The organism is Iodidimonas muriae, from assembly GCF_014647255.1.
Classification (GTDB): Bacteria; Pseudomonadota; Alphaproteobacteria; order Sphingomonadales; family Rhodothalassiaceae; genus Iodidimonas; species Iodidimonas muriae.
Genome location: NZ_BMOV01000006.1, coordinates 163,376 through 175,559, shown reverse-complemented (window position 1 = coordinate 175,559; position 12,184 = coordinate 163,376). Strand labels below are relative to the sequence as shown.

The window sequence follows — 12,184 nt, the reverse complement described above, 5'->3', positions numbered from 1 at the left end:
ACCATTATCATCCGGGGGATAGCCAATGCCCCCGGATGGCCTTTCATTCTTTATTTCAGACGCGGTCTGAAAAGCTGCCCGCCAGTTACGGGTTTTGAAACGCCGGTGGTGCCGGGCCAACTTAGTGGCAGATTTTCAACGCTGCGCACCGCCAGATAGGCGAAGGCTTCGGCCTCTAAAAAATCACCATTCCAGCCAAGGCTTTCCACCGTCGTCACATGCCCATGAAGCTGCTGACGCAAGCCGTCCATCAGTGTTTCGTTAAAGCGTCCTCCGCCGGTAACATACCAGCATTGCGGCGGTCTGGGGAAATGCTCTTGGGCCGCCTTGATGGCCTCAAGCGTGAAAGCGGTCAATGTTGCGGCCCCGTCTTCCGTGGATAATCCGCGCACCCCTTCCGATGCGAAGGCATCCCGATCCAAAGATTTTGGCGGATTTTGCATGAAAAACGAATCCGACATCAATTGCAGGACGATATTTTCATCCACATCTCCGGCTCCGGCGATCTTCCCGCCTTCATCAAAGGCGTATCCTGTTTCGGCAAGAATCCAATCGTCGATCAGGGCATTTCCGGGGCCGCAATCAAAAGACAAAAGCGGTTCTTCATCTGCCCCGATCCATGTGACATTGGATACCCCGCCAATATTGAGAACCACAGCCGGGCAGCAGCGGTCATCATTGCTCAGTCGGGCTTTATGATAAGCGGGTGCCAAAGGCGCACCCTCTCCGCCTTGGGCCACATCATTGCTCCTGAAATCACCCACCACCGCAATTCCTGTAGTGTCACAAAGAGCTTGGCCATCACCCAATTGCCATGTCAATTGCTGCTGGGGGGCATGATAAACCGTATGACCGTGAAAGCCGATAAGGTCGATAGCTTCGGGGTTTAGAACAGCTTTTTCTATCAATGCATCAACGGCTTTGGCATGAAAATCCGTAAGGGATTTTTCAACATCACGCAGATCTGCTGCGGCTTCCATTCCATAAAGACGGGCTTTTTCCACAGCCTGTGCCAATTGCGCACGAAAGGCAGAATCATAAGGCAAAAAAAGCGTTTCCCCCGGCTCGACAAAATGACGGCCATCGGTCCGGACAAGAGCCGCATCAATCCCATCGCGGGAGGTGCCGCTCATTAATCCAAGAGCCAGATAAGGCTTCGCCCTGCCTGCTCTGTCTGCCATGTGATGTCCTTTCATTGCCTCGGGGCTGCAGACCATGTTAGATGGCTGCACGTTTTTTACCCCCACAATATTTGGCAAGATCGACACCCGATGGCGAGTTTTAAATCAGATCTCATGCGCGTTCTTGATGAACGTGGCTTTTTGTTTCAGGCAACCGATGCCGAAGCCCTTGATGCCTTGGCGCAAAAACAAATACTGCCGTGCTATATCGGCTTTGATTGCACCGCCCCTTCTTTGCATGTTGGGTCGCTGGTGCAGATCATGATGCTGCGCTGGGTGCAGAAAACCGGGCATAAGCCCATCGCTTTGATGGGCGGTGGCACCACCCGTATCGGTGACCCCACAGGCCGCGATGATGCCCGAAAACTGCTGACGGATGATGATATCGCCCGGAATATGGCAGGGATCAAAACCATCTTCTCCCGGTTGATTGATTTCAATGACAGTGAAACCGGCGGCATCATGGTGAACAATGCCGATTGGCTGGATGGCTTGGAATATGTACCCTTCCTGCGCGATGTGGGCCGCCATTTCACCATCAACCGTATGCTGACTTTCGATTCGGTAAAGCTGCGGCTGGAACGTGAAACCCCCATGACGTTCCTCGAATTCAATTATATGATCTTGCAAGCCTATGATTTCGTTGAATTGGCCCGCCGATATGGCTGCCGTGTGCAGCTTGGCGGCTCGGATCAATGGGGCAATATCATCAATGGGATCGAGCTTGGCCGCCGCATGGAAGGCCGGGAATTGCTGGGCTTTACCAGCCCGCTAATCACCAAATCCGATGGCTCGAAAATGGGCAAAACGGCCTCTGGTGCTGTATGGCTGAATGAAGAAGCCCTGCCCGCCTATGATTATTATCAATTCTGGCGCAACACGCCGGATGCGGATGTGGGGCGGTTTTTGCGTCTGTTCACGGAATTGGATCTTGGTGAAATTGCCAAATTGGAAGCCTTGAACGGCGCAGAAATCAACGAGGCCAAGAAAATCCTCGCCTTTGAAGCAACCCGCTTGGCGCGCGGGGAAGAGGCCGCAAAGCAGGCTGGCAAAACAGCGACAGAAACCTTTGAACAAGGGGCAAGCTCGCAAGGATTGCCAACCGTGCATATTGATGGGGCACGCGTTGATACGGGCTTGGGCGTGCTTGATCTATTTGTGGATGCGGGTCTTGCTGCATCCCGCAAAGAAGTGCGGCGCTTGATTGCGCAAAATGGGGCGCGCCTCAATGATGTGCCGATTTCCGACGAAGCCTATCAGATCACGGCATCGGATTTCGATGGCGATGTGGTGAAATTATCGGCAGGAAAAAAGCGCCATGCTTTGGTGATGAAGTCCTGACATAAGCGTATAAAATACCCATATTATCAATGAAATAAAGGCGGCTCTTCCAAATCCGCATCAAGGCCTTCATCAGACTCAATATCGGGTTCTGGTGAAGGCTCTTCTTCATCTGGCTCTACCTTATCCAGGGTGCCTTTGCTGCCTTCAAAGGGCTTCCTTAAAATCCCCGGAATAATGGCCGTGAGCGCATTCACAGAAATTGTGGGGTCGGCCACCCTCCCCTTGATCCGGTAAGAGAGCGCAAACATGCCGCCTCCCTTACCGCCGGTAAACAATCCCCCCAAGAGCGGAATATTTCCAAGCAACGCGTTCAAACGATAAGCGGGAACGATGATACCGTTCATATTCACCCGCTCCAGTTTTTCATCAATCTGGCCTTCAAGCGTCAGCCCAAGGCTTGGGCCACTGGCGCGCGCACCTTCAATATCCACAATGCCGTTGCTTAGGGTAAAAGGCACGCGCATCTGATTGAACAACAAGCCATTCTTGCCGATATATTGGTCAAGCTGACTTGCGGCGCCCTCTTCAATTGTGACATCCGAGGTTTCCCCTCGGACAATCCGGAAATTGCGAAGATCCGCCCGCCCTTTTGCGGCAAGAGGAGTGCCCGCTGCCGTTAATGTGGCATCCAGTGTAAAGGCCCCACCCTCGGCATTGTCAAACAGCCCCATGCCCGCCAAGACATACCCCGCATTTTGCGCTTCCAGCCCAAAGCTGCGTTCTTTTCCTTCACCCGCGCTGTCGAGCCGTAATTTTACGGCGTCATCCGCCCCCAATTCCGCATCCAGATGGAATTTGGCCCAGTTCATCCCTGTATGCCGGGCATCGATCCGTACATTGGAGAAGGTGATATCCGATAAGGACAAGACACTCTCGAAGTCTGCGGAAAAGACAATGGGCGGGCGGCCACCCATCGCCGGAGCACCGCTCGCTTCCAGCTTTTCCCCCAAAGTGGACAAGGCGGGGCGCAGATCAAACACAGGCCCTTTGATTTGGGCGGTAAAGCCATCATTCTGCGCCTTCAGATCGGCAGAAAGGCGGTTTTCACCCAGCACAATCTCGTCAAAACGCGCCGATTGAAAAACCCCGTCTTCATCAAATTGCATGGACCCGAACAAATGGTCGTTGGCAGCCTGAATTTTCATCTGGTTGATCAGCACCTTGCCATCTTGGGAGAGATCCAGATCAAATCCCATCGTGGCTTTGTTATCGGGTCGTTTTTCCCAGTCCATCAGCGCAAGGGAAAGGCGTGCCTTATCCAATGCCAGATCAATATGCCCCCGCTGAATATCCGGTCCACGGCCCATTAGCTGGATGCTGGCGGGAATCGGGCCTTCAAGATACGGATCGGGATCGAAAAGCAGAGCTTTCAGGCTTTCGGGCGTTAGCACCGTGGAAATATCAAAGCGCGAGGATAAGTCACCCGGTGGCGGGGAAAAGCGTTCATCCCAATCGATATGCAGGGATGCCGGACCCAAAGTGCCCGTACCGGATGCCTGCAACCCCTCACGGTCGATTTTGAGAGCAAGCTGCCCCTCGGTCAAAGGAGTGGCGGCAAAAATATCGGGCAACATCAAGTCGCCCACGGTGGCATCAATGGCAATGCCCACATCATTCAGCGAGAGACTTTTCACCAGTGGGAATGTCAAATAGGCAACAAGATCCCCTCTGCCGCTCAAACTATCGGGGTCAAGCCCAAAGGCTGTGGTGTACCCCAATGGTTCATAATCGATCAGCCGCAAGATTTGGGGAAGTGCCCCGGACATCTTCAGCTGGATATCAGCGGCAGTGGGTTCGGATTTTCCAAAGCCTGACAGTACCACTTGCGATCCCGCCACCGGAAGGCCATCGGCCTCTCCCCCTTCGATATGCAGGGTCAGCCCCCGATCCGTCAAACGGCCGCGCCCTTTGGCTCCTAAGATGGGCGGCATGGGGCGCAACACATGGGCGACCAATTGATCGAACTGAAAATCCAGTTGCAGCCCGGCTTTCTCGTCGGCATGTGCTTCTTCATCATGGAGAAACGTCAATTCCCCATTAGAAATCCGGCCGCTTTCCAAATTGCGTTCGATCCATTCGCGCCCGCCATTTGAAACCGTGCGGGGCCAATAATGGCTCAGATCATCCACACCAAGGGCAGAAAACCCACCTTTAAGGGCAATGAAGGACAGCCGGTCCTGCTGCGGGAAGATGGTGCCGGAAACAAACATTTCCGTATCGGCAAACCGGGCAGACAGGCCGGTTATTTCAAGCGCTCTTTGCGTACTATCGAACAAGACCGAAGTGGAAATTTCATCAAAAGGCCGGGGTTCCGGATACCAAGGGGCCAATGCCACCTGCCCTTTTTTGGCATGGGCATCCAGAAGAAATACCAAAGATCGGTCCGGTTTTGCCGATAGATCAATGCGCATATCGCCATCAAGCGGCATATCTATGCCAGCCAGAACAGGCAGGATATCCAGCCCGTCAACCAGCAAAGGCAATCGCAAGTCCGACAGCTTGACGTCAAGTTGTCGCCGGCCTTTCTGCCCAAACACCGTTGCATCAAAATCGAGCTGGCCCGCTTGAGAATCCCCTTGCGTCATCAAGGTGCCGCGCCCGGAAACATGCAGGGCCTGGGATTGGGCGCGGCGGAATTGCAGCTGCGTTTCCGGCATCAGCCAAGTGGTCCCCGAGGCGTCTTCCACCAAAGTGACATGAGCGCCATCCACGGCCACATGATCGAGGGTCGAAAAGGTTGAAGCCAGCGCATCGGGGGCTAAAAGCGCATTGATGATCTCGGTAAGCAAACCCGGTGCATCCAGTTCAAGATCAAGGGTGCTGTTGCCCGATGGTCCTTCCAACAGCGTTTCAATCGCTTTGGCCGACCAGCGAACGCGCACATCAGGCCGGGTGATCACGATTTGGGTCAGGCGCACTTGCCGCTTTAACAGGGCCTTTGCCTTCAACACCAGATAAACTCGTGGAAGACGGGCCTCATTGCCTTTGATATCATCCTTCAGTCCCGTCTTGTCCGCGGCACCATCCATATCCAGCGCCACATCGTTCAAAACGATCTCGAGCCGATTGGTTGACCTATCCCAATAAAGGCTGATTTTTGCAAAATCGAAGTCGATTCCGGGCATCAGATCGTCGGTATATTGAGAGAGGCGGCCAGCAAAAAGTTCTAAAGACAAGGGTTTCATGGCCAAGCGGGCAAGCAACAGGCCCGTTGCCAACACCACCAGGGCTGCCACGATACATATCAGATAGGCACAGCGTTTCAGCCAACGTCGCACGATTTTGTCCTTATCGCCCGTACAGAGTTTCCCCATCCTGCACATGTCTTGACCTCAAGAGAGGGGACCGCGCATTCTAATCGCTCTCGCCCATGGCTTTGCGTGTGGATTATGACGAGGATTGGGCATCACACATGAATAGTCTTCAAAAAAACAGGATACGCAATGTCAGGCATAGCACTGCCTTTTGATGTGGGCAAAGCGGCAGACGAATATGACGCACTTTTGAACGCCCAACTGACCGAAGAACAGTTAGACGCCCTGTGCACGCCCAAGGCCAAATCCTTGGTCTATGCACTGGCCGGAAACAGCCCGTATCTTGCGCGATCTTTGCATCTTGCGCCGGATATAATGGCCGATTTGATGCTGAAATCTGCCGATGCCCTGTTCGAGCAGGAAATGGAGGCTCTAGAAGCCTGTGACAGATCCATATCTATGGATCAGCTCATGACCCATTTACGTAAGTCTAAAATCCGTGTTTCATTTTTGATTGCGGCAGCAGATATCGGAAAATACTGGGGTCTTGAAGATGTTACCTCTGCCCTTTCGCGCTTTGCAGATCGCTGTATCAATCTGGCAGTAGAGCATCTTTTATCGCAACGGGTTGTACAAGGTGAGCTTGCATCATGGGAAAGCGAAACTGCGCTAAACCAGACAAACAATTCGGGATATTTCGTGCTCGCTATGGGGAAATTAGGGGCTTATGAGCTGAATTATTCCAGCGATATCGACCTGATCGTTCTCTATGATGAAGACGTGGTGCACTATACAGGCAAGCGCACGCTTTCCGATTGTATGATCAAAATGACGCGGGATCTGGTGACCATTCTGGAACGCCGCACTGCAGATGGCTATGTTTTCCGCACGGATTTGCGCTTGCGCCCGGACCCCGGTGCAACGCCACTGGCTTTGTCGGTGGGGGCCGCCGAATCTTATTATCAAAGCACCGCCCAAAGCTGGGAACGCGCCGCCATGATCAAAGCGCGGGTCTGCGCCGGAGATCATCGTGCCGGTGCCGCCTATCTGGAGCGCTTGCGTCCTTTCATCTGGCGCAGATCAATGGATTTTGCGGCCATAGAAGATATTCACGGTATCAAGAATCAAATCCACCGCCATCATCATCATGGAGCCTTCAAGCTGGCGGGGTTTGATGTGAAGCTGGGATATGGAGGCATCCGGGAGGTGGAATTTTACACGCAAATCCACCAATTGATCGCAGCGGGCCGCGAGCCTTTTCTCCGCATTCCCCAAACATTGGGGGCTTTGGATGCGCTTTTGGAGATGGGGCGCATCTCTGAACCCGTCCGTAATGATCTGGCGGCTGCTTATCGTTTTTTGCGTCAGCTTGAGCATCGCTTGCAGATGGTTGACGATGCCCAAACCCATGCCCTGCCCGAACAGGATGACGGACAAAAGCGCATTGCCTGTTTTGCCGGTTTCGACAGTGTCGAGGCATTGACACGCAGCTTGAAGGCGCATCTTGATCGGGTAAGCACCCATTATGACCAGCTTCTCCCCGATAGCCCGGATGGGAATACAACCCTTAATGAAGCGCAGCTTATTGCCTTGCTGGAACAACTTGGCTTTGAAGCACCAACCACGATGGCTGCGCTGATTGAAGGCTGGCGGCGGGGCCGCTATCGCTCTTTGCGTACAGCACGGGCACGCGGGCTTTTGGAAAAGACACTCAAGCCCTTATTGGAGGCTTTTTCCAAAACCGCACAGCCGGACCGCTCGCTCACACGGTTTGATAGCTTCTTGTCACAACTCCCTGCTGGCATTCAGCTTTTTTCATTATTCCATTCCAATCCATCACTGTTTCGTCTGATCGCCCGCATCATGGGGATCGCTCCGGCTCTGGCGGAAAATCTGGCCAAGCGTCCACAATTGGTTGATGCCTTGTTGGACCCCACCTTTTTCGCGCCGCTTCCATCCCGCGAAGAGCTGCGCGACGATTTGCGCCGCACATTAAAGCGGGCGCGGGATTATCAGGATGTTCTGGATATGGTGCGCCGCTGGACGGACGAGCGTAAATTCCAGCTTGGTGTGCAGGCGTTGGAGGCCATCTCTGATGTACGCGAAACCAGCCTGTCCATGACCGATCTTGCCGATGCGGTACTTGCCGAATTGTTGCCTTTGGTCGAAGCCGATTATCAAAAGCGCCACGGGACTTTCAAAGAAGGTGCCTTATGCATTGTTTCTATGGGAAAATTCGGTAGCCGGGAATTATCATTCGGATCGGATCTGGATCTCGTTTTTCTTTATTCCGTAGAGGAAGGGGCCACCCTTTCAAGCGGCCCCAAGGCCGTCAGTCCGTCGCGCTATTATAGTGGGCTTGGGCAGGCTTTGGTCACTGCCATTACGGTTCTCACTTTGGAAGGGCGCTTATGGGAGGTGGATACCCGCTTGCGCCCCTCTGGATCTGCAGGGCCATTGGTGGTGACCTTGCAAACCTTCGTCGATTATTACCGCGAAGCCGCCTGGACATGGGAACATATGGCGCTCACCCGCGCCCGTGTAACCGCAACACCCGACGATCTTGCGCAAAAGGTTCAGCAGGCCATTACCCGAACGCTGACCTCTGAGCGCGATCAAAAAGCCCTGCTGCCTGCCGTGGCTGAAATGCGGCAACGATTGGCGCAAGAATTTCCTGTTACCAACCCATGGAGCCTGAAGCATGTGCGGGGCGGGCTGATGGATCTGGAATTCATCGTGCAATATTTACTCCTGCGCGAAGGGGCGCGCCATCCACAAATCTTCACGCCTCGTCTGGATGATTGTCTTGATCACCTGGTCACGGCAAAGGCTCTTGATCCAGATGATGGACGGGTTCTCAAACAGGCCCATAGTTTGTATCACGCGGTACAAAGCCTGTTACGCTTGACCTTGGGCGATAATCCTGATGAAGACGGATTCGTACCGGAATTGCGGGCGGCCTTGGCGCGAGCGACGGCTTTTGAACGATTTGAGGATATGCGGCAATCCATGCTGGATATGCAGGCGCGTGTTTTTGCTCTCTATCATAAGATAATCGAGAGAAATATCGCATAAAATATATATATAGATGCACCCCGGTAGATCATTGGGGTAGGACATGAAGGAGATCGCTATGACCATGCCCGCCATTGGAGATATGGCCCCGGAAATTGCTCAGCCCGCCAATGGTGGGGTGGATTTTCGTCTTGATGATCTGAAGGGCAAAAAGGTCGTTTTATATTTTTATCCTAAAGACAACACCCCCGGCTGCACCACCGAAGCCAAGGATTTCAGCGCACAGATAGAGGCCTTCACAAACAGCGATACCGCGATAGTGGGGGTATCGAAAGATTCCGTCCGCAAGCATGAGAATTTCATCGCCAAGCATGATCTTAAAGTAACGCTGGTTTCCGATGAAAATGGCGATCTATGCGAACGCTATGGGGTGTGGCAGGAAAAAAATATGTATGGGCGGCGCTATATGGGCATTGTTCGCGCAACCTTTTTGATCGATCGGGAGGGGCGCATTGCCCATATCTGGCCCAAAGTACGGGTGAAAGGCCATGCGGACGAAGTGCTGGCCGCGGCACAGGCGCTGGCATGACCGGATCAGAGATCCCCGCATCCGCCGGAGAGGATCTTTCCTCATTGGGCGCTGCAGCTCTGTGGGTCTTGACCACGTCGGACGCTCAGGAAAAGGCTTCCAACAGCCGCACGGCCGCACGGCTTTGGCAATCGGGCGCACTTGGGGAGGCGATCGAAAACTGCCCGCCGGACCGGCCCGCCCGGCCCGCGGCGCCCCAATTGCTTTCGCCCGGCCAAATGCCGCGCCGACGCAAGGGCGGCAGTGTGCAAACCCGGATCGCCTTATTGCATGCCGTTGCGCATATCGAATTGAATGCCATTGATTTGGCATGGGATCTGGTGGCGCGTTTCGGGGCCGAAATGCCGCGTGATTTTCTGGATGATTGGGTGCAGGTGGCCGATGATGAAGCGCGCCATTTCATGATGATTGCCGACCGTCTGACCGATCTGGGAGCATGCTATGGCGATCTGCCCGCCCATGATGGCTTGTGGGAAGCCTCCCAAGCCACTGCCAAGGATTTAGGGGCGCGTCTGGCGGTGGTTCCCATGGTTTTGGAAGCACGGGGCCTTGATGTCACGCCGTCCATGATAAACCGGCTAAAGGCCATGGGCGATTCGCAAAGCGCCGATGCATTATCGGTGATTTATGCTGATGAAGTGGGACATGTGGCTGCCGGACAGAAATGGTTTCATTGGCTGTGCGCACGGGATGGAAAAGAGCCGCAACTGCATTTCCAAACACAGGTAACCAATTATTTCCGTGGCGCATTGAAGCCGCCTTTCAACACCGAGGCCCGATCAAAAGCGGGCCTGCCCCGTGATTTTTATGAGCCTTTGGCCCAAAAATGCCCTTAAAAATCCTTGATTTTCGCGTGCATTCCCAGTTTCTTAGCAAAGCCGTTCATCAAGGTCGCTTTATTCTTAATTGTTATTAAGATATTGGAAAAGCCTTGGTGATAGGATCAGATCAACCACCATGCAGTTTATCACGCAGGAAAAGTCAGGCTTTTGAGGTTTCACAGGCATCATATTCGGCGGCAAGTGGCACATTTTTTTCATAAGATGTTTCCCGAACGCCAGATCTTCTTCCGCTCTCGGGGAGAAGTCCGTTTTGTGCGTTTGTCGCCACGGTCACAGGCTTTTACCGCCAGCATTGCCCTTGGCATTGTGGGATGGACCCTTTCGGCCTCCATTGCTTATGTGAGCGAAGACAGCCGTGTGGCTGCCAAACAGCATGAACTGGACTATGTATCTGGCGAACTGGATTCTTTGGTATCGGAACTGGAACGCTTGCAAAGCGATGCCCTGATCCGCACCCAGCGCCTTGAAGCACGGCAGAAATTGCTTGAACGTGTCAGCGGCACGATGGGCGCGCTTCACGCGGACAGCCATCAGCCCGCTGCTGTGGAACCCGGCTCAGACAATGAAGCAGACAAAGCACCTGCGGCCCAGGACGATAATTCGTCTTCCGGGACAGCTTCCGGCTCGGCCTTGGGTGAAGAAGCCAATCTTCAGGACACAGGCGTTCTGTTTTCGCTTTTGGGCATCAAACCCGCTTCGGCTCTCACCTCCCGCGATATCTCCGTTCATGCGCTTTCCACAGGCGTTGATACCGTCTTCGAAATTCTGGAACGGGTATCCGACAAGCAAGACGCCATGGCCCGTCTATTGGCGACAAGCGAACAAGAAAAGCTGACCGAGCGCCGCGCCATGATTGAGCGTTTGGGGCTGCCCGTCGATCTTTTGATTGCTTCTGTTCAGGCAGACAGCGGCACTGGTGGCCCTCTCTTGGAAACACCGCCCGCCTTTTTGTCGAAACCCTTTCAGGAATTGAGCGAGATCGCCCAGCAACGGGATTTTCTGGATCAGTCTTTAGCCCGCATCCCCAGCCATATCCCTGCCAAGAACTATTATGTTTCAAGCCATTTTGGCCCCCGGCGCGATCCCTTTCGCAAAAGCTGGGCGACCCATTCCGGTGTCGATCTTGCTGGCTGGCCCGGCGAGGCAATTCTGGCCGCTGCACCGGGCAAGGTGATCGCCGCCGGCCGCAGACCCGCTTATGGCCTGATGGTGGAAATCGATCACGGAAATGGTTTGCGAACACGATATGGCCATATGCGCAAATTACTGGTGAAAACTGGACAGACGGTGACTTCTGGCGACCATATTGGCGAAATGGGGTCCACTGGTCGATCCACTAGCACCCATTTACATTGGGAGGTCTGGTTCAATGACGAACTGGTCGATCCCCTCCCCTTTATCAAGGCGTCTCAGGATGTTCAAAAGCTCCAACAAGGCAGATATGAAAAAAGCTGAACAGGCACCAACTAGCAAGCGCGATTCGGCATCGGATGCGCCGTCGATTATCAGTGCGTCGGTCTTAATAACCGGCGATATTGAAAGCCCCGGCGAAATTCAACTGGATGGAGACATCAAAGGCAATGTCCATTGTGCCTCTTTAACATTGGGGGAAACCGGCAGTATTCTTGGCAAGGTCGTTGCCAATTCCATCACTCTTCGTGGGCAGGTGGAAGGTGAAGTGATCGGCACTGTGGTCCGGCTTGAAAAAACGGCCCGCATTAGCGGCGATATCATGCATCAAACCTTATCGGTTGAAGCCGGTGCGCGTTTGTCGGGCAATATCATCCATGCCGAAAACCCCATGTCTTCTACCAAACCCGGCGTTGATAAAGAAAGCAACGCCAAGCAGGCCCATGCGGCCACCCGCACCGAAAAAGCCCTGTCCAGCACATGACGACCATATGCGTTCACCGCTTTTTGGCTTTCAAATGGAAACGCCGCGACCATGCCACCGCCCCG

At 53.9% G+C, this 12,184-nt stretch carries 8 protein-coding genes; 6 read left to right on the top strand and 2 right to left on the bottom strand.

Features of this window, described 5'->3' with window-relative positions; genetic code table 11:
- Positions 1-50: 50 nt before the first annotated feature.
- The gene (locus tag IEX96_RS09745; protein ID WP_188873851.1) at positions 51-1,181 is read right to left on the bottom strand and encodes an anhydro-N-acetylmuramic acid kinase; all 1,131 of its coding nucleotides are present in this window, start codon (positions 1,179-1,181) and stop codon (positions 51-53) included.
- A gap of 90 nt (positions 1,182-1,271) precedes the next feature.
- Here IEX96_RS09745 and tyrS point away from each other — a divergent pair, with 90 nt between their 5' ends.
- A complete protein-coding gene (gene tyrS, locus IEX96_RS09740) occupies positions 1,272-2,522 on the top strand; it encodes a tyrosine--tRNA ligase (RefSeq protein ID WP_150005083.1) in 1,251 nt (416 codons plus the stop codon).
- 26 nt (positions 2,523-2,548) lie between these two features.
- Here tyrS and IEX96_RS09735 read toward each other — a convergent pair whose 3' ends face one another.
- Positions 2,549-5,803, bottom strand: coding sequence for a YhdP family protein (locus IEX96_RS09735; RefSeq protein ID WP_188873850.1), 3,255 nt, complete (start codon positions 5,801-5,803; stop codon positions 2,549-2,551).
- A 165-nt stretch (positions 5,804-5,968) separates the two neighbouring features.
- On the opposite strand from IEX96_RS09735, the gene IEX96_RS09730 reads away from it, so the two are divergent.
- The 5 genes from IEX96_RS09730 (at position 5,969) to IEX96_RS09710 (ending at position 12,119) form a co-directional block, all read left to right on the top strand.
- Positions 5,969-8,854 carry a bifunctional [glutamine synthetase] adenylyltransferase/[glutamine synthetase]-adenylyl-L-tyrosine phosphorylase gene (locus tag IEX96_RS09730; RefSeq protein WP_188873849.1) on the top strand — a complete coding sequence of 962 codons (2,886 nt, stop codon included), beginning with the start codon at positions 5,969-5,971 and terminating at the stop codon, positions 8,852-8,854.
- 58 nt (positions 8,855-8,912) lie between these two features.
- A complete protein-coding gene (locus IEX96_RS09725) occupies positions 8,913-9,383 on the top strand; it encodes a peroxiredoxin (protein ID WP_229773648.1) in 471 nt (156 codons plus the stop codon).
- Complete coding sequence (locus tag IEX96_RS09720; protein WP_150005089.1) at positions 9,380-10,219, top strand: ferritin-like domain-containing protein; 840 nt, start codon at positions 9,380-9,382, stop codon at positions 10,217-10,219. Before IEX96_RS09725 ends, IEX96_RS09720 begins: the two co-directional genes overlap by 4 nt.
- 153 nt (positions 10,220-10,372) lie before the next feature.
- A complete protein-coding gene (locus IEX96_RS09715) occupies positions 10,373-11,680 on the top strand; it encodes a M23 family metallopeptidase (RefSeq protein WP_268238503.1) in 1,308 nt (435 codons plus the stop codon).
- On the top strand, positions 11,640-12,119 hold the full coding sequence (locus tag IEX96_RS09710; RefSeq protein WP_188873847.1) for a bactofilin family protein: 480 nt from the start codon (positions 11,640-11,642) through the stop codon (positions 12,117-12,119). The genes IEX96_RS09715 and IEX96_RS09710 overlap by 41 nt, the downstream gene beginning before the upstream one ends.
- The last annotated feature ends 65 nt before the right edge of the window (positions 12,120-12,184 follow it).

What these genes read in the sequence shown, in the direction of transcription:
- IEX96_RS09730 (WP_188873849.1), top strand. Translation starts at nt 5,969, where the DNA reads ATGTCAGGCATAGCACTGCCTTTTGATGTGGGCAAAGCGGCAGACGAA.
- IEX96_RS09710 (WP_188873847.1), top strand. Translation starts at nt 11,640, where the DNA reads ATGTTCAAAAGCTCCAACAAGGCAGATATGAAAAAAGCTGAACAGGCA.
- IEX96_RS09745 (WP_188873851.1), bottom strand. Translation starts at nt 1,181, where the DNA reads ATGGCAGACAGAGCAGGCAGGGCGAAGCCTTATCTGGCTCTTGGATTA.
- tyrS (WP_150005083.1), top strand. Translation starts at nt 1,272, where the DNA reads ATGGCGAGTTTTAAATCAGATCTCATGCGCGTTCTTGATGAACGTGGC.
- IEX96_RS09720 (WP_150005089.1), top strand. Translation starts at nt 9,380, where the DNA reads ATGACCGGATCAGAGATCCCCGCATCCGCCGGAGAGGATCTTTCCTCA.
- IEX96_RS09725 (WP_229773648.1), top strand. Translation starts at nt 8,913, where the DNA reads ATGACCATGCCCGCCATTGGAGATATGGCCCCGGAAATTGCTCAGCCC.